Source organism: Flavobacterium sp. N2038, from assembly GCF_025947185.1.
Lineage (GTDB): Bacteria > Bacteroidota > Bacteroidia > Flavobacteriales > Flavobacteriaceae > Flavobacterium.
In genome coordinates this window covers 1,622,095-1,642,044 of the sequence record NZ_CP110001.1, presented here as the reverse complement: position 1 = coordinate 1,642,044, position 19,950 = coordinate 1,622,095, and the positions used below count along the sequence as shown (strand labels likewise).

The following is a 19,950-nucleotide window of genomic DNA, read 5'->3' as shown; positions in this document are numbered from 1 at the left end:
CCTTAAAGAGAATAAATTTCTGTAAAAATATAAAATAAAATAATATTTTCTTATTTATATAGCAAATATCAATAATATATTCTCTATCTGTAGCTTTGTAAAAGCAAATTCAAAAAAAAAAACAAAAAATATAACAAAATGATAATAGGTGTTCCAAAAGAAATTAAAAACAATGAGAATCGTGTAGCATTAACTCCAGCCGGAGTTTCTGAAATGAAAAAACACGGACATGTTGTTTATGTACAATCTACTGCTGGTTTAGGAAGTGGATTTAGTGATGATGAATACACAACTGCTGGCGCAGTAGTTCTTGCAACAATTGAAGAAGTTTATGCAATCGCAGAAATGATCATCAAAGTAAAAGAACCAATTGCTTCTGAATATCCTTTGATCAAAAAAGATCAATTACTTTTTACTTATTTCCACTTTGCTTCATCAGAAGAATTAACACATGCTATGCTTGAAAAAGGTGCAGTGTGTTTAGCGTATGAAACAGTTGAAAAAACAGATCGTAGTTTACCTCTTTTAGTTCCAATGTCTGAAGTTGCTGGTCGTATGGCTATTCAACAAGGAGCAAAATATCTTGAAAAACCATTAAAAGGAAGAGGAATTCTTTTAGGTGGTGTTCCAGGTGTTCCTCCTGCAAAAGTATTGGTTTTAGGTGGTGGAATTGTAGGAACTCAAGCTGCAAAAATGGCTGCTGGTTTAGGAGCTCAGGTTACTATCATGGATTTAAGTTTACCTCGCTTACGTCAATTAGATGATATCATGCCTGCAAATGTAAACACAGAAATGTCTAATCACTATAACATCACAAGAGCAATTAAAGATGCAGATTTAGTAGTTGGTGCTGTATTGATTCCTGGTGCAAAAGCTCCACACTTAATCACACGTGATATGCTTAAATTAATGCGTCCGGGAGCTGTTGTTGTTGACGTAGCTGTAGATCAAGGTGGATGTATTGAAACTTGTACTCCGACAACTCACGAAAACCCAACATTCATTATTGATGATATTGTTCACTACTGTGTAGCTAACATGCCTGGAGCGGTACCTTATACATCAACTTTAGCTTTAACTAACGCTACTTTGCCATACGCATTACAATTAGCAAATAAAGGATGGGAAAAAGCTTGTAACGAAAACGAAGAATTGAAAAAAGGATTAAACGTAGCTAATGGAAAAATCCTTTACAAAGGAGTTGCTGAAGCTTGGAATCTTCCTTATAACGAAGAATTAGTGTTAGCAAACGCATAGTGCTGACATTAAAATAAGTGCTTACTAAACACTACTTAAAAGGCTTTTCTTAATTGAAAAGCCTTTTTTAGTAGAAAAAATAAAGCCAGTCAATTGACTGGCTTTGTTTTTTATAATATCCGTGAATTTATTTTTTCACATTCGAACCTTCTTTTTTCTCATCTAAAACTTCCTGCATTACTTTTGCTTCAGTTCCATTTGGGAAAGTAACTTTAATTTTTTGCGCTACTGTTGGTGCAATTTCCGTAATAGCTTTTTTATCGTATGATTCCCCTTTTTTAATATGCCATCCAAAAAAGATAGCCGGTACGTGAGTATCATAACTATAAGGAGTTCCGTGAGATGTCCCGGTTGTTGAATATTCAATATTTCCAGGCTTATCAATTACAACCATATCACCATCCTGAGTCACATCATAACCTTTTGCAACAAAATTTAAGTAATAATCATTTCCTCCGTTAGCTAAAATCTCTTCTTCCGTATAAACCTTTTTAACCTGAGGCTGTGAAATTAAAAATTCTTTGAAAGCCTGCTTTACTTTTGTTAATTCTAATCCTTTATCTTTAATGATTTGTTTATTGAAGAAAATATTAAAATTAGAATAATTCAGTAGTAAATCCACTCCAAAAGTTTTTATGGAAAAATCCTGAAGACTTTTGCGTACATCTTTTGATGGATAATTATCAACATTATATTTACGATCTTTCAAATAAATTACATTTTCCGCTCCGGCATGATCCGCAGTTAAAAACAAAAGATAATTTCCTTTACCCACAGTTTTATCCAAATAAGCTAAAAAATCAGCAATAGTTTGATCCAATCTTAAATAAGTATCCTGAAGCTCCATCGAACGAGGTCCAAGTAAATGTCCAACATAATCTGTTGACGAAAAACTTACTGTTAAAAAATCCGTAATATCATCTTTACCAAGATCTTCTTTTTCAATTGCTCTTTTTGCAAATTCTGCCAAAAGATCATTACCAAAAGGTGTTGCTCTAATCACTCCTGCATCATTCTTCTCATACATAGATTTTAAATCATATGGAAAAACTGGTGCAGCGCTTCCATACAATTTACCTTCGTACGGATTATTATCAGGTAAACTTTCATTATAAGTCGATGCTGGTTTATATAAATCCCATCCTTTATTCAGATAAGGCAAATAATGTTTTTCATTATTAAATTGTGTCACCCAATCAGGTAACTTTTCTCCGTAAAAAGTACTGGAAATAAAAGACCCCGTTTTACTGTACCAAAAAGCCCAATTTGCAAAATGTCCGGCAGGTAAAATTGCCCCACGATCTTTAAGACTCATCCCTATTACTTTTCCGGCAAAATTGGTTGCCATTCTAACTTCATCAGTAATAGTCGTACTTTGCAGGTTTTTTGGAGACATAGCGCCTTCTTCTGCTGTTCCGTCACCAACTGTTTTTACTCCTGCATCATCAGTACAATACATTTCTTTTCCTAAAGTTCTGCTAAACCACTCGTTCCCAACAATACCATGAGTTGCTGGTGTTGTTCCTGTATAAATAGAAGCATGACCAGGAGCTGTATAAGTAGGCATATAATTATAATGCATATTCTGAAAAGTGAATCCTTCATTCATTAATCTCTTGAATCCATTTTGAGTAAAATCATCAGAAAAACGATATAAATATTCCATCTTCATCTGATCTACAACAATACCTACAACCAACTTAGGGCGCTGCTGAGCATTTAAATTTGCTATCACAAACAATGTCAACAATACAATAGTTTTTTTCATACTTAAATTATAATATTTAAAACAAAAATAGGGATTCACATCCAAAAAGTCTAGTTATGACCAATTTAAAACCTAAATATTGACTTTAATTTAACAAAATTCCATTCATGCAATTTAGCATATGACATTTCCTTTTACAGTGTACTGTGCGCTTGTGAAAACTACAGATGAAAAGTCTTATCTTATTTGTTAATCAAGAGCTCTCACCTACATCACTAACACAACAGTGATCCGGTTTTCAGAACAGTTTTAAAAACCACCAAAAACAAAAAAATCCTCATCAAATAAATGATGAGGATTCTTAAAAGACTCGAGGCCTTTTGGCCGAACTGGCGAAGCAAAGGCGACGACCCCCGATAGCTATCGGGGCTCCCACATAATTGCAGTACCATTAAAAAATGTTGTAAAACAAAAAACCCTCTATCAATTGATAAAGGGTTTTTAAAAGAAAGGCGACGACATACTCTCCCACATAACTGCAGTACCATCTGCGCAGGCGGGCTTAACTACTCTGTTCGGGATGGGAAGAGGTGAGCCCCGCCGCAATAACCACCTTAAGGTTGTTAGTCTAAAGTCACAAGTCTTAAAGTTTAAAAGTCTTTCGACTTTATGACTTTAATCTTTCGACTTAAAGACTGCTCGCGTCGAGCTAATATTTTAACATACTGAGATAAAGAAACATAAAAGTATTTAGAAAGTTTCCTCCCGAGAGCTTTCGCTCTCGGGAAAAGGGTGTACATAAGCTTACGGATTATTAGTACTACTCGACTATGACATTACTGCCTTTACATCTATAGCCTATCAACGTGGTCATCTTCCACGATCCTTAAAAGAAATCTCATCTTGTGGTGGGTTTCGCGCTTATATGCTTTCAGCGCTTATCCCTTCCAAACGTAGCTACTCTGCGGTGCCCCTGGCGGGACAACAGATACACTAGAGGTTTGTCCAATTCGGTCCTCTCGTACTAGAATCAGATCCACTCAAATTTCTAACGCCCACAGTAGATAGAGACCGAACTGTCTCACGACGTTCTGAACCCAGCTCGCGTGCCACTTTAATGGGCGAACAGCCCAACCCTTGGGACCTTCTCCAGCCCCAGGATGTGACGAGCCGACATCGAGGTGCCAAACCCCCCCGTCGATATGAGCTCTTGGGGGAGATCAGCCTGTTATCCCCGGCGTACCTTTTATCCTTTGAGCGATGGCCCTTCCATGCGGAACCACCGGATCACTATGCTCTACTTTCGTACCTGATCGACCTGTATGTCTCTCAGTCAAGCTCCCTTATGCCATTGCACTCTACGCACGGTTACCAAGCGTACTGAGGGAACCTTTAGAAGCCTCCGTTACTCTTTTGGAGGCGACCACCCCAGTCAAACTACCCACCAAGCAATGTCCCCCACAACGCGGGGTTAGGCCTCAGATAAACAAAGGGTTGTATTTCAACAATGACTCCACAACGCCTGGCGACGCCACTTCACAGTCTCCAACCTATCCTACACATCATTTATCCAAGGTCAATACTAAGCTATAGTAAAGGTGCACAGGGTCTTTTCGTCCCACTGCGGGTAAACGGCATCTTCACCGTTACTACAATTTCACCGAGCTCATGGCTGAGACAGTGTCCAGATCGTTACACCATTCGTGCAGGTCGGAACTTACCCGACAAGGAATTTCGCTACCTTAGGACCGTTATAGTTACGGCCGCCGTTTACTGGGGCTTCAATTCAATGCTTCTCCGAAGATAACATCTCCTCTTAACCTTCCAGCACCGGGCAGGTGTCAGGCCCTATACTTCATCTTACGATTTTGCAGAGCCCTGTGTTTTTGATAAACAGTCGCCTGGACCTCTTCACTGCGGCCAGCTTGCGCTGGCGACCTTTCTCCCGAAGTTACAGGTCTATTTTGCCTAATTCCTTAGCCATGAATCTCTCGAGCACCTTAGGATTCTCTCCTCAACTACCTGTGTCGGTTTACGGTACTGGTACTAATTACCTGAAGTTTAGAGGTTTTTCTTGGAAGCCCTTAGGCGCACTATCTCTTTGTCCGAAGACTCCGAGTACTATCGTATTTCCCCAAAAGATGTGGATTTGCCTGCATCTCTTATAGGTAGGTACTTCAACGAACTATTCCGTCAGTTCGCGGCGCTTTCATCACTCCGTCACCCCATCACAGTAATTAGTAGTACGGGAATATTAACCCGTTAGCCATCGACTGTCCCTTTCGGGTTCGCCTTAGGACCAGACTAACCCACAGCTGATTAGCATAGCTGTGGAAACCTTAGTTTTTCGGTGTGCGGGTTTCTCGCCCGCATTATCGTTACTTATGCCTACATTTTCTTTTCTAACCAGTCCAGCATACCTTACGATACACCTTCAACCCTGTTAGAATGCTCCCCTACCACTTACAGTCAGACTGTAAATCCATAGCTTCGGTAATATGTTTATGCCCGATTATTATCCATGCTCGTCCGCTCGACTAGTGAGCTGTTACGCACTCTTTAAATGAATGGCTGCTTCCAAGCCAACATCCTAGCTGTCTGGGCAGACAAACCTCGTTCTTTCAACTTAACATATATTTGGGGACCTTAGCTGATGGTCTGGGTTCTTTCCCTCTCGGACTTGGACCTTAGCACCCAAGCCCTCACTGCTGTGAAACATTATATAGCATTCGGAGTTTGTCAGGAATTGGTAGGCGGTGAAGCCCCCGCATCCAATCAGTAGCTCTACCTCTATATAACTATCATCAGCGCTGCACCTAAATGCATTTCGGGGAGTACGAGCTATTTCCGAGTTTGATTGGCCTTTCACCCCTACCCACAGGTCATCCGAAGACTTTTCAACGTCAACCGGTTCGGTCCTCCACTGTGTGTTACCACAGCTTCAACCTGCCCATGGGTAGATCACACGGTTTCGCGTCTAACACTACTGACTAAAGCGCCCTATTCAGACTCGCTTTCGCTACGGATCCGTGACTTAATCACTTATCCTTGCCAGCAACGTTAACTCGTAGGCTCATTATGCAAAAGGCACGCCGTCACCCCACGAAAGGGCTCCGACCGCTTGTAAGCGTATGGTTTCAGGATCTATTTCACTCCGTTATTCACGGTTCTTTTCACCTTTCCCTCACGGTACTGGTTCACTATCGGTCTCTCAGGAGTATTTAGCCTTAGCGGATGGTCCCGCCAAATTCAGACAGGGTTTCACGTGCCCCGCCCTACTCAGGATACCACTATCCTTTACACTCATTACCTATACGGGACTATCACCCTCTATGGTTCTACTTTCCAGTAGATTCTAATTCTTTGTGCAAGAAATGTCGTGGTCCTACAACCCCAGCACTGCCGTAACAGCACTGGTTTGGGCTAATCCGCGTTCGCTCGCCACTACTTACGGAATCACTTTTGTTTTCTTCTCCTCCGCCTACTTAGATGTTTCAGTTCAGCGGGTTTGCCCACCTATCGGTGTACTATGTCTTCAACATAGTGGGTTGCCCCATTCGGATATCTGCGGATCAATCGATGTGTGCTCGTCCCCGCAGCTTTTCGCAGCTTATCACGTCCTTCTTCGCCTCTGAGAGCCTAGGCATCCCCCATACGCCCTTATTTTGCTTATTGTACCAATCATAAATTTAATTATGACCGTTTTTTTTTGTCTTTTATTATTTGTATTACTACTAATAACAAAAAACGCTTTCTACTTTTTATTATTTTCTTATCTCAATATGTCAATGAACTTTATTTAGTCGAAGGTCAAAAGTCAAAAGTCGTCAAGTGAATCACTTTGGACTTTATGACTTTAATCTTTATGACTAAAATCGTGGAGAATAACGGAGTCGAACCGTTGACCTCCTGCGTGCAAGGCAGGCGCTCTAGCCAGCTGAGCTAATCCCCCATTTTCTTAGTGATGAGTTATTAGTTATGAGTTATGAATTATTGCTCATAAGGTCTCAACCTCTAAAATTTCCTTTGTTTTAAGTTAAATAGTAGTCCCGGGCAGACTCGAACTGCCGACCCCTACATTATCAGTGTAGTACTCTAACCAGCTGAGCTACGAGACTCTGTTTTACTTAATTTTCATTATTTTTAAATTAACAGCAAGAGTAATTGAATTTTAATATTCAGATCCATTCGATTCACATCTTTTTTCCTCAACGTGTGCAAGCACTAACATTCGAGGCTCTAGAAAGGAGGTGTTCCAGCCGCACCTTCCGGTACGGCTACCTTGTTACGACTTAGCCCTAGTTACCAGTTTTACCCTAGGCAGCTCCTTGCGGTCACCGACTTCAGGCACCCCCAGCTTCCATGGCTTGACGGGCGGTGTGTACAAGGCCCGGGAACGTATTCACCGGATCATGGCTGATATCCGATTACTAGCGATTCCAGCTTCACGGAGTCGAGTTGCAGACTCCGATCCGAACTGTGACCGGTTTTATAGATTCGCTCCTGGTCGCCCAGTGGCTGCTCTCTGTACCGGCCATTGTAGCACGTGTGTAGCCCAAGGCGTAAGGGCCGTGATGATTTGACGTCATCCCCACCTTCCTCACAGTTTGCACTGGCAGTCTTGTTAGAGTTCCCGACATGACTCGCTGGCAACTAACAACAGGGGTTGCGCTCGTTATAGGACTTAACCTGACACCTCACGGCACGAGCTGACGACAACCATGCAGCACCTTGTAAATTGTCTTGCGAAAGATCTGTTTCCAAACCGGTCAATCTACATTTAAGCCTTGGTAAGGTTCCTCGCGTATCATCGAATTAAACCACATGCTCCACCGCTTGTGCGGGCCCCCGTCAATTCCTTTGAGTTTCATTCTTGCGAACGTACTCCCCAGGTGGGATACTTATCACTTTCGCTTAGCCACTGAAATTGCTCCCAACAGCTAGTATCCATCGTTTACGGCGTGGACTACCAGGGTATCTAATCCTGTTCGCTACCCACGCTTTCGTCCATCAGCGTCAATCCATTAGTAGTAACCTGCCTTCGCAATTGGTATTCCATGTAATCTCTAAGCATTTCACCGCTACACTACATATTCTAGTTACTTCCTAATAATTCAAGTTTAGCAGTATCAATGGCCGTTCCACCGTTGAGCGATGGGCTTTCACCACTGACTTACTAAACCGCCTACGGACCCTTTAAACCCAATGATTCCGGATAACGCTTGGATCCTCCGTATTACCGCGGCTGCTGGCACGGAGTTAGCCGATCCTTATTCTTACGATACCGTCAAGCTCCTACACGTAGGAGTGTTTCTTCTCGTACAAAAGCAGTTTACAATCCATAGGACCGTCATCCTGCACGCGGCATGGCTGGATCAGGCTTGCGCCCATTGTCCAATATTCCTCACTGCTGCCTCCCGTAGGAGTCTGGTCCGTGTCTCAGTACCAGTGTGGGGGATCTCCCTCTCAGGACCCCTACCCATCGTTGCCTTGGTAAGCCGTTACCTTACCAACTAGCTAATGGGACGCATGCTCATCTTTTACCGTTGTGACTTTAATAGTGACTTCATGCGAAGTTGCTATGCTATGAGGTATTAATCCAAATTTCTCTGGGCTATCCCTCTGTAAAAGGTAGATTGCATACGCGTTACGCACCCGTGCGCCGGTCTCTATATCCGAAGACATATACCCCTCGACTTGCATGTGTTAAGCCTGCCGCTAGCGTTCATCCTGAGCCAGGATCAAACTCTTCATCGTATATTTTTTATATTATATTGCGATGTATTATCTAGTGGTTCTTTTCGAATCTCTCAATTCTATTACTCTTATTCTTTTGTTCCGATTTTCATCGGAACGGCTGTCAATTCAATATGTCTACGAACGTGTATTTCTTTTTGTTTCGCTTGTCTCTCAAAGCGGGTGCAAAAGTAGAAAACTTATTTCTAACTGGCAAATGTTTTTTGAAGTTTTTTTTTGAAAATTTCTTTTCATTTCATACTTCCCAATTTACCAATCTGTCAATGAACTTTCCGTGTTTTGCGGGGTGCAAATGTAACATCCGTTTTTAAATCTCACAAGCTTTTTCTAATCTTTTTTTTCGAAAATTTCTTTCCGTTTGTTTTAGTAGCTTGTCAGTATTTCAGGGAACGTTTGTCGTTGTTGCGGGTGCAAAAGTAGAACCTTTATCCGCATTTACAATACTTTTTAACCACTTTTTTTGTCCTTTTTTTATCCTTTTTCTTAATGCTCTGATAACACATACTTTACAAATCATACTTTTTCTATTATGTGTAAGGTTTTTCTTGTTTTAGCTGTGGTTTTGGTAATTTTTGCCTGTTTCAGTCTTTACTTTTTGATGAGTTTTCATGTTTTTTAATCCTTATCCTCGCTTTTTTCTATCTTTTTATCTCTCTCTTATACCAGCTAATCCTCTAATCTATTCTCAAAACAATCCAAACAGCCCCGATAGTCATAGAAATCCTTTTATTTTGGGGTTCTAAATAAAAGATTGTCGCCGATAGCAGCATTAAACTCCTTATTAAATTCCAAATTTTGAAATTCCAAATTTCAAACTATTTGATTCCGCTCAATCCGACAGACTTCTACCCACATATATAATAGTAGAACTTTATACTTATATATCTACAATAACAAACCCGACAGGTTTCTAAAAACTGTCGGGTTGCAAATGTTATTCTATCTCATACATTATATACAACAAAAAACCATGCTATGACACAAAAAGAACTTCCTACTTAATACATCTGTATAAAAAACAAACCCGACAGGTTTCTAAAAACTGTCGGGTTGTGAATGAGATTTACTCTTAATATATAGCAGAACAAAAAACCTTACCTATATAATAAAGAGTAAACTTATACATATATATTGTATGTGTTTTTCTAATCACTTATATTTGCATTCACAAAATTATAAACAATGATCAAGATTACTTTACCCGACGGGTCAATTAGAGAGTTCGCTTCAGGCGTAACTCCAATGGAGGTCGCTAAAAACATTAGCGAAGGTTTTGCTAGAAATGTGATTTCAGCATCTTTTAATGGTACAACTATTGAAACCGAAACTCCATTAACGACCGATGGTAATCTTATATTATACACTTGGAATGATGCGGAAGGAAAAAAAGCTTTCTGGCATTCAACTTCGCACGTAATGGCGCAAGCTCTTGAGGAATTGTACCCAGGGATCAAACTAACTCTTGGACCTGCAATTGCCAATGGCTTTTATTATGATGTAGATTTTGAAGATCAGAAAATTTCTGAAGCAGATTTCAAAAAGATCGAAGATCGTGTTCTTGAGATTTCAAGAGGCAAACACGAATTCAAAATGCGTCCGGTTAGCAAAGCTGATGCATTAGAAATGTACAAGGACAATGTTTACAAAACTGAATTGATTTCGAATCTTGAAGATGGAACAATTACATTTTGCGATCACGCTACTTTTACTGATTTATGTCGTGGTGGACATATTCCAAATACTGGAATCATCAAAGCCATGAAAGTAATGAGCGTTGCAGGTGCTTACTGGAGAGGTGACGAAAAAAACAAACAGTTGACTCGTGTATATGGAACTTCTTTCCCTAAACAAAAAGATCTAACTGAATATCTTGAACTTCTTGAAGAAGCAAAACGCCGTGACCACCGCAAATTAGGAAAAGAACTTGAATTGTTTGCTTTCTCACAAAAGGTTGGTCAAGGTTTACCTTTATGGCTACCAAAAGGCGCTGCACTTAGAGAGCGTCTAGAGCAATTTTTAAAGAAAGCTCAAAAGAAAGCAGGATATGAGCAAGTTGTTAGTCCACATATCGGCCAGAAAGAACTATACGTGACTTCTGGACACTATGCAAAATATGGAGCAGATAGTTTTCAGCCAATTCATACGCCAGCAGAAGGCGAAGAGTTTTTATTGAAACCTATGAACTGTCCTCACCACTGTGAAATCTACAATGTAAGACCTTGGTCCTATAAAGATTTACCTAAGCGTTATGCAGAATTTGGTACAGTATACAGATACGAGCAATCCGGAGAATTACATGGTTTAACTCGTGTTAGAGGATTTACTCAGGATGATGCTCACATTTTCTGTACTCCAGAACAATTAGACGAAGAGTTCAAAAAAGTAATTGATCTTGTCTTATATGTATTTGGTTCGTTAGGTTTTGAAAACTTTACAGCTCAAATTTCATTAAGAGATCAGGAAAATAGAGAAAAATACATCGGTACGGATGAAAACTGGGAAAAAGCTGAGAATGCCATTATCAATGCCGCTGCAGACAAAGGTTTAAATACTGTTGTTGAATATGGCGAAGCTGCATTTTATGGTCCGAAACTAGATTTCATGGTTAAAGATGCTCTTGGAAGACAATGGCAATTAGGAACAATTCAGGTAGATTACAACTTACCAGAACGTTTCGATTTAACATACAAAGGCGCTGATAATGAATTACATCGCCCAGTTATGATTCACAGAGCTCCTTTTGGATCTATGGAACGTTTTATAGCAATTTTATTAGAACACACAGCAGGAAATTTCCCACTTTGGTTAATGCCTGAACAGGCTATAATCTTGTCTTTGAGCGAGAAATACGAAAATTATGCTAAAAAAGTTTTAGATTTGCTAGAAAATCACGAAATTCGCGCCCTAATTGACAATCGAAACGAAACAATTGGCAAGAAAATTAGAGATGCGGAAATGCAAAAAATCCCATTTATGCTGATTGTAGGCGAGGAAGAAGAGAAAAACGGCACAATTTCTATTCGTCGCCACGGACAAGAAGGAAAAGGTAACATTACAGTTTCTATTGAAGAATTTGCTTCGATTGTAAACGAAGAAATAAAAAAGACATTAAAAGTTTTTACAGTTTAACTTAAATTATAAAGTCATAGCAATAAGAAGCAACAGAGGTTTTCAACCTCGAGTAGAAAAAAAAGATGCACACAGAATAAACAACAATATTCGTGGTGTACAAGAAGTAAGACTAGTAGGTGAAAACATCGAACCTGGTGTTTTTAAGCTGGCAGAAGCTTTACGATTAGCAGATCAGTTCGAATTGGATTTGGTTGAAATTTCTCCAAATGCTGAACCGCCGGTTTGTAAAATCATGGATTACAAGAAATTTGTTTACGAACAAAAGAAACGTGACAAAGCTCTAAAAGCCAAATCAACTCAGGTTGTAGTAAAAGAAATTCGTTTTGGTCCTCAAACAGATGAGCACGATTATGAATTTAAAAGAAAGAATGCTGAAAAGTTCCTTAAAGAAGGTGCAAAATTAAAAGCTTTCGTATTCTTTAAAGGTCGTTCTATCATCTATAAAGATCAAGGGCAGATTTTATTATTGCGTTTGGCTACAGATTTAGAAGAACACGGGAAAGTTGAAGCTATGCCTGTTTTGGAAGGAAAGAGAATGATTATGTTCATTGCTCCTAAAAAGAAAAAATAATTATTTGCCATAAGCAGTAAGCAATAAGCTTTAAGCAAATCGTTTATTAAACTTTTGCCTAAAGCTTAAAGCCTAAAGCCTAAAGCTTTTAAAAATATAAGTAAGTAAGAATAAATTAAAACACTAGGAAAAATGCCTAAAATGAAAACAAAATCTAGCGCCAAGAAACGTTTCAAAGTTACTGGTTCTGGAAAGATTAAAAGAAAGCATGCTTTTAAAAGTCACATCTTGACTAAAAAATCTAAAAAACGTAAATTAGCTTTGACTCACTCAGCGCTAGTTCACTCTACAGATATGAAAAGCATCAAACAACAATTAAGAATTATCTAATTATAAGTCAAAAGTTAGAAAGTCATAAAGTTTAAAAGTCAGTAGCTGACTTTAGACATTTGACTTTAAGACATTAGACTAAAGATTTTCTTTAGGTTAAAAAATTATTTATATAACCTTGGAGTATGGCCATTAAGTTCCTTTGATTCAATTCAGGACGCCTGCTACAAAAACACATTAAAATTATGCCAAGATCGGTAAATTCAGTTGCTAAAAGAGCAAGAAGAAAAAAAATAATGAAGCAAGCCAAAGGTTTCTTTGGAAGACGTAAAAACGTTTGGACAGTTGCTAAGAATGCAGTAGAGAAAGCAATGTGCTACGCTTACCGCGATAGAAAACAAAACAAAAGAAATTTCCGTGCTTTATGGATTCAACGTATCAACGCTGGAGCTAGATTGGAAGGAATGTCTTATTCTCAATTCATGGGGAAAGTAAAAGCTAACGGAATCGAATTGAACCGTAAAGTTCTTGCAGATTTAGCTATGAACCACCCTGAAGCTTTCAAAGCAATACTTAATAAAGTAAAATAAACGTTTTATAAACTCAATTTAGATTTACTTACTTATCATAGAAAAACCATTCGTTAACGCGAATGGTTTTTTATTTATAGAGAAGTGTCAAATTCCCCATCAAGAAATCATATTTAAAAAACTACATTTGTACAATACAAGTCAGACTTATGTGCAAATCTCTTTTTGATCATATTGAAAAATTCACCACATTAAACCCTACAGAAATTGATAAATTAGAATCGGTACTTAATCTTTCAAGAATAAAAAAGAAAGAACATGTATTGAAAGAAGGTCAAATTTGCAACACTATCTACTTTGTAGTTAAAGGTTGCATGAGACAGTACATCATCAATTCCAGAGGTACAGAACAAACATTGCAATTTGCTATTGAAAACTGGTGGATTACAGATTACTTAAGCTATCACAATCATGTTCCGTCCAGCTTTTATTTACAGGCTGTAGAAAACACAGAAGTAATTGCGATTGAAAAAAACGCATTAGAAGCACTTTTAATTGAAATTCCGAGTCTGGAACGTTACTTTAGAATTGTATCTGAAAAAACATTTGGCGCCATGCAAATGCGCATTAAATACTTATTTACGATGTCCGCAGAAGAACGATATCATCATTTCAATGACCATTTCCCAGAATTTGTACAGCGCGTTCCACAATATATGATTGCTTCTTATCTCGATTTTTCAGCTGAATTTATGAGTAAAATAAGAGCTGGCAAAATCTAATCATATTTCTTGAAGTACTTCAAGTTTTTACAAGTATACTTTACTGACCTTTGTAATGAACTTTTAAAACACATAAAAATGAAACCAAGAATCGTTATCCCAAATGTTGCCCCTGAAGCATATCAAGCTTTAATGAATTTAGAAAAATACATCTCTTCTACTTCATTAACTCCCATACATAAAGAGCTAATTAAAATTCGTGCTTCTCAAATAAACGGATGTGCATACTGTATTAATATGCATACCGCTGATGCCAGAAAACAGGGCATATCTGAGCAACGTATTTATTTGATAAGTGCATGGCGCGAAGCTGACTATTATACTGAAGAAGAAAAAGCTATACTAGCATTAACCGAAGAAGTGACTTTGATAAGCGGTCACGTATCTGAAGAAGTATATCAAAATGCAGCAAAATTATTTGATGAAAAGTATCTTGCTGAGATAATATTAGCTATTATTACTATAAATTCATGGAACAGATTAGCCATCACCACAGGTATGCGAGCTGTATAAAATACCGATACAAAACAGGTCTAATTACAAAAATAAGTCCCTCTATTAGAGGGACTTATTTTATACAAGTATAAATAACACTTACAAACCGAAAAATATACAAATTACCTCATTTGTACATTTTTTAACGGAATAAAATTCTTTATTTTTGGCACATGATACCACCAAAATTAAGAGCATCCCTATATATTATTACCTTTCTGCTTTTCTTATCCTGCCAGAAAAAAGATAGTACACCAAACAATACAAAAAACACAAAAGCCGAAGTTGAAAAACTAATTACGATTGCTGATTCATTTTTCGAAAATAAAAAACTCGACAGTTCTTTTTACTACTACAACAAAGCAAAATTTATTTGTAACCCGCTAAAAGATCCCGAAAATTATGTCAGTACATTAAATCGTATGGCAATTATTCAACAATCACAAGCTGATTTTGTCGGGAGCGAATCTACAATTACTGAAGCTTTACCCTATCTGAAATATGTAAAAAATAGTTTGCATGTATGGAATACGTATATCACTTTAGGAACTAACTTTTTAAACACCTACGATTACAAAAACGCAATTCTCTATAATCAAAAGGCTTTACAATTAAACACATCAAACTTTAAGAAACTTATTGCTAAAAACAACATAGCTGTCGTTTTGATCCAAGACAAAAGATACAATGAAGCTCTTGAAATTTTCTTACCCTTAATCACAAAAAAAGAAGTAATAAAAAACACTGCTTTTTATGGCTCTTTATTGGATAATATAGGTTTATGTTACACAAAACTAGACGAATCTCAAATGGCACTTCAATACTTAAACAAAGGTCTTGAAGTCAAACAAAAAACAAAAGACACCAATGGTTTAGGAAAAACCTATGCTCATCTTGCAGAATTCTATGAAAAGAATAATCCTCCTCTAGCCAAAAAGTACATGCTTTTAAGTTATAAAAACTTTAGTGAAGTAAACAATCCTGAGGAAAGACTAACATTACTAAAGTTAATTATTAGAAACAGTTCTAATCAGGAATTAAAAAACTATTCAACTATTTATATACATCTTGTAGATAGTATTTTTGAAATAAGACAGAAAGCAAAGAATGAATTTGCAAAAATTAAATATGATTCTAAAAAAGAAAAGAATGAAAATCTAAAACTAAGAACTCATAAAGTGCAGAATGAGCTTCAATTAGAAAAACAAAAAAACAAAAATATAATTTCATATATTATAATCATAATAAGTTTAAGTCTTCTTTTAGCATTGTATTTTTATTTAACTTCTAAAGGGAATAAAGAAAAAATAGAGGCAACTTACAAAAGTGAAACAAGAATTGCCAAAAAATTACACGATGAGCTTGCTAATGATATCTATCATACAATGGCTTTTGCTGAGAACAAAAATTTGTCGATTACAGAAAACAAAGAACAATTATTAAATAATCTGGATGCCATATATTCCAGAACACGCGATATTTCAAAAGAAAACAATCCTATTGTAAGTAACGAGAATTATGTTTTTTATTTAAAAGAAATGATTTCAGGATTTAATACCCCAGATATCAACCTTATACTAAATGGACTAGATACCATTTCATGGAATGATATTGAAAGAAATAAAAAGATCACTTTATACAGAGTACTTCAGGAATTATTGGTCAATATGACAAAGCACAGCAAAGCAACTTTAGTTGGTATCAATTTTAAAAAATCAGAAAAAAATATCGAAATCAATTATAATGACAATGGTAAAGGTGTAGATGTAACCAAAATGATTCTTAAAAGTGGTCTTCATAATGTTGAAACCAGAATCCTTAATATTAAAGGGAAAATCGATATTGATTCGGCTCCAGATAAAGGTTTTAAAGTCTTTATCAAATTTCCTATATAGCAATGAAAAGTACATTCACTTTTAGAAAAATAAACTGGTCAAAAAAAACTCTGTTATATTTATTTGTATTATTAACAGCAGTTACATTGTTGGCATCTTGTAAAAAGGAAAACCAACCTAAACCAAAGCAGAAAAATCATCGCACCGAAATCCACAGGATCCTTGACAAGGCCGATTTCTTATTTGATAATAATAAACTCGACAGTGCCTATTTTTACTTCGATAAAGCTTATTCGCTTTGCGACCCGAAAAAAAACACCAATTATTATGTTTATTCTTTATCCTGTATGGCTGAAATTGTACAGCTTAAAGGAGATTACATTACAAGTGAAAGCATCCTTGCTAAAACATTGCCTTATTTAAAAAGTACCACAAGACCCAGATATCCATGGTTTGCATATACGGTTATGGCCCAAAATTATCATGCAACATTCGATTACAACAATGCGATTAAATATCATATAGAAGCGCTACACTACATTATATCAAAAGGGAAAAAAGCATCCACATTAAATAAAATCTGTTCTGTTTACAGAGATCAGAAAAAATACGAACAAGCAATAACAATTCTGGTTTTATTATGTGAAAGTGAAGGTGTTTACAAAAAAAATAGTGCAATCGACCAAATTGAATATGCCAGAACATTAGATAATTTAGGTTACTGTTATTTTATCCTCAAAAACCCTAAAGCATTAAAATGTTATGAAGAAAGTTTAAAAATTAAAACTGAATTAAAAGATGAAGAGAAGATAATGTACAGTCATCAAAATCTTGCTTTATATTATCAAAAAACAAACCCATCACTGGCGAAGAAATATGCAAAACTTGCGTACCACAAATCACTCCAGCTCAAGTCGATATTTCTTAGAATGCGTGTTTTAAGCGTATTAATTGATTGTAGCGAAGGTTCTGAGTTAAAAGACTATTCTTTAAAATATATCAAACTTACTGATAGTGTCAACACGTCCAGACAGAATAAAAAAAATCAATTTGCATTAATAAAATATAGTTCGAAAAAAGATAAAGATGAAAATTTATTATTGAAAGCCAGAAAAATTGAAAATGAACTTCAATTACAAAGACAAAAAAACAGAAGTACTATATCGTATGTAGTATTATCATTTAGTGTTTTTTTAGCACTTTTTCTTGTTTATTACCTGAAGTCAAAAGGGAAAAAAGAAAAAAGCCAGGCCATTTATAAAAGTGAATCCCGAATATCCAAAAAATTACATGATGAACTTGCTAATGATGTATACCAAACTTTAGCTTTTGCAGAAATACACGAACTGGATCAAAAAGAAAACAAGGAAAAACTACTTAGCAATCTTGATCAACTCTATTCAAAAGTCAGAAACATTTCGAAAGAAAATAGTCTAATCAAAATAGATCAGAATTATTCTAAAGTTTTAAAAGAGATGATTTCAGGTTTTAAATCTTCTAACCTAAACATTCTAATAAATGGTTTTGATGCTATTTTATGGAATGAAGTTGATAAAAATAAAAGAATAACACTTTACAGAGTTTTGCAGGAATTACTTTTAAACATGAAAAAACACAGTAATGCAACGTTAGTTGGAATAAATCTAAAAAAAACAGAAAAATATATTGAACTCAATTATACTGATAACGGCCAAAGGACTGATCTTAATAAAATGAATCTCCAAAACGATTTTCAAAATATCGAATTAAGACTTCTTGATGTAAAAGGTAAAATTAAAGTCGATGAAACTTCTACTGTAGGTTTTAAAGCTTTTATTAAATTCCCCATATAATAATGCTTTAGCCACAAAGTCTTCAAATGAAAATTTCTGATTTAGTTAAAATTCTAGTTTCTGCATTTTTTTTGCTCGTAGTTTCAACTTCTTGCAAAAAAGAGAAACCAGTTTTTGTAAAAAAGTGTAACAACACGGCAGAAGTTAAAAGACTTACAATAATTGCTGATAATTACTTTGACAAATTTGACAATAAAAACGCTTTCAAACTTTATGAGAGAATTATTGCCATATCCGATCCCGTAAAAGATAGAATCGATTATGTTGATGCGTTAATATCGATAGGATATATCTATCTAGATCAAGGCGATTATGTACAAAGCGAGGCAACCGTAATCAAAATACTACCTCACTTAAAGTATTTAAAAAAGCCAAGATTTGCATGGGACACATATAATATCTTAGGCTGTTCTTATCTTAGAACAAAAAATTTTGATAATGCCATCTTATATTTTAAAAAAGCTTACAACTTAAACACTAAGGAACGAAGAAAGTCAAATGCCTTAGCAAATATAGGACTAACCTACATGCATCAAAAAGATTACAAAAGAGCTATTAAGATATACAGTAAACTAACATCTGAAGGTTTTTTGGCAGAAAACAAAAAAACTAATACTCTTAAAGATTATGAATTAAAAGATTTTGCCATATCGTTAGATAATTTAGGAATTTGTTACTTTCAAACAAACGACTCTAAGTCTTTGCACTATTTTAATGAAGCACTAAAAATAAGACTTGAAACAGATGATTTCGACAATGTTGCACTTAGTTATTCAAACCTTTCCGATTACTATTTAAAAAAGAATCCCTCACTTGCTAAAAAGTATGCTGAAAAGGCTTATAAAATAGCTCGTGAAATTAACAATTATCAATCAAAGAAATATTCACTGTATTCCCTTATTCAATGCAGTAAAGGCAGTGACTTAAAAAAATATTCCAATCTTTACGTTAAGTTTACTGACAGTATTACTAATCTTAGAATAAATCAAAAGAATCAGTCTTCTAATATTAAATACAATTCAAATAAAGATAAAGAAGAAAATTTATTACTTAAAGCGCAAAAAGCAGAAAACGAACTTCAATTACAAAGACAAAAAAACAGAAGCTTTATTTCCTATACCATAATTTCTTTGACCTTCACGATACTATTATTTCTTTATTTTTATTTAACCTCGAAACGAAAAAAAGAAAATTTCAAAGCCATCTACGAAAGCGAATCAAGAATAGCTCAAAAATTGCATAATGAACTTACCAATGATGTTTACCAAACTTTAACCTTGGCTAAAGCCAAAGATTTGCAACAAAAAGAAAATAAAGAAATTTTACTTCTCCATTTGGATCAAATCTATTCTAAAACCAGAAATATTTCTAAAGAGAATAGTTTAATCAAAACTGATATAAATTATCCACAGGATTTAAAAGAAATGATTGCCGGTTTTAAAACCTCAAACCTGAATATTCTATTAAATGGCTTCGATACTGTACCCTGGAATAAAATTGAAAAAAATAAAAAGATTACAGTTTACAGAATTATTCAGGAGATACTTTTAAATTCGGCCAAGCATAACAATCCTAGTTTAGTGAGTCTTACCTTCAAATTAGCCTCTAAAAACATCACTTTTACCTATATCAATAATGGGATGGAAACAGATCATAATCGACAAATTTTAAAAAATGATCTTCAAAATGTGGAAAACCGTATTAAAACAATAAAAGGAACAATTACTTTTGACAATAATTTCGAAAAGGGTATTAAAATAAGTTTCACCTTTCCTTTATAA

At 36.0% G+C, this 19,950-nt stretch carries 11 protein-coding genes, 2 tRNA genes and 3 rRNA genes; 10 read left to right on the top strand and 6 right to left on the bottom strand.

The genetic code is table 11. The features are described 5' to 3' along the window. Positions 1-138: 138 nt before the first annotated feature. Positions 139-1,257, top strand: a complete 1,119-nt coding sequence (ald, locus tag OLM51_RS07500; protein ID WP_264553705.1) for an alanine dehydrogenase — start codon at positions 139-141, stop codon at positions 1,255-1,257. Positions 1,258-1,384: 127 nt separating this feature from the next. On the opposite strand, the gene pafA is transcribed toward ald, so the two are convergent. From pafA to OLM51_RS07470, 6 genes are all read right to left on the bottom strand, one after another. Beyond that, entirely contained in the window at positions 1,385-3,025 is a 1,641-nt protein-coding gene (gene pafA, locus OLM51_RS07495) for an alkaline phosphatase PafA (protein WP_264553704.1), read from the bottom strand. A 447-nt stretch (positions 3,026-3,472) separates the two neighbouring features. Then, positions 3,473-3,582, bottom strand: a 5S ribosomal RNA gene (gene rrf, locus OLM51_RS07490). A 177-nt stretch (positions 3,583-3,759) separates the two neighbouring features. Further along, positions 3,760-6,640: ribosomal RNA gene (locus OLM51_RS07485) — 23S ribosomal RNA — on the bottom strand. A gap of 203 nt (positions 6,641-6,843) precedes the next feature. Next, positions 6,844-6,917: transfer RNA gene (locus OLM51_RS07480), tRNA-Ala, on the bottom strand. Positions 6,918-7,009: 92 nt separating this feature from the next. Next, positions 7,010-7,083 (bottom strand) — tRNA-Ile (locus OLM51_RS07475). Between the two features lie 125 nt (positions 7,084-7,208). Beyond that, positions 7,209-8,722: ribosomal RNA gene (locus OLM51_RS07470) — 16S ribosomal RNA — on the bottom strand. Together the 16S, 23S and 5S rRNA genes with 2 tRNA genes alongside form the textbook arrangement of a ribosomal RNA operon. A gap of 1,182 nt (positions 8,723-9,904) precedes the next feature. On the opposite strand from OLM51_RS07470, the gene thrS reads away from it, so the two are divergent. The 9 genes from thrS to OLM51_RS07425 all read left to right on the top strand — a co-directional run bounded on the left by thrS (position 9,905) and on the right by OLM51_RS07425 (position 19,950). Next, positions 9,905-11,851 (top strand): threonine--tRNA ligase, encoded by a 1,947-nt coding sequence (gene thrS / locus OLM51_RS07465; RefSeq protein ID WP_264553703.1) that lies wholly within the window; start codon positions 9,905-9,907, stop codon positions 11,849-11,851. A gap of 76 nt (positions 11,852-11,927) precedes the next feature. Further along, entirely contained in the window at positions 11,928-12,425 is a 498-nt protein-coding gene (gene infC / locus OLM51_RS07460; protein ID WP_243739305.1) for a translation initiation factor IF-3, read from the top strand. A 132-nt stretch (positions 12,426-12,557) separates the two neighbouring features. Beyond that, positions 12,558-12,755, top strand: coding sequence for a 50S ribosomal protein L35 (gene rpmI, locus OLM51_RS07455; RefSeq protein WP_007810722.1), 198 nt, complete (start codon positions 12,558-12,560; stop codon positions 12,753-12,755). A 185-nt stretch (positions 12,756-12,940) separates the two neighbouring features. Then, entirely contained in the window at positions 12,941-13,285 is a 345-nt protein-coding gene (rplT, locus tag OLM51_RS07450) for a 50S ribosomal protein L20 (protein ID WP_007810721.1), read from the top strand. Between the two features lie 149 nt (positions 13,286-13,434). After that, on the top strand, positions 13,435-14,007 hold the full coding sequence (locus tag OLM51_RS07445; RefSeq protein ID WP_264553702.1) for a Crp/Fnr family transcriptional regulator: 573 nt from the start codon (positions 13,435-13,437) through the stop codon (positions 14,005-14,007). A gap of 78 nt (positions 14,008-14,085) precedes the next feature. Further along, entirely contained in the window at positions 14,086-14,520 is a 435-nt protein-coding gene (locus OLM51_RS07440; protein ID WP_264553701.1) for a carboxymuconolactone decarboxylase family protein, read from the top strand. A 155-nt stretch (positions 14,521-14,675) separates the two neighbouring features. Beyond that, on the top strand, positions 14,676-16,397 hold the full coding sequence (locus OLM51_RS07435; protein ID WP_264553700.1) for a tetratricopeptide repeat-containing sensor histidine kinase: 1,722 nt from the start codon (positions 14,676-14,678) through the stop codon (positions 16,395-16,397). A gap of 2 nt (positions 16,398-16,399) precedes the next feature. Beyond that, positions 16,400-18,169, top strand: coding sequence for a tetratricopeptide repeat-containing sensor histidine kinase (locus tag OLM51_RS07430; RefSeq protein ID WP_264553699.1), 1,770 nt, complete (start codon positions 16,400-16,402; stop codon positions 18,167-18,169). A 26-nt stretch (positions 18,170-18,195) separates the two neighbouring features. After that, positions 18,196-19,950, top strand: a complete 1,755-nt coding sequence (locus OLM51_RS07425) for a tetratricopeptide repeat protein (protein ID WP_264553698.1) — start codon at positions 18,196-18,198, stop codon at positions 19,948-19,950.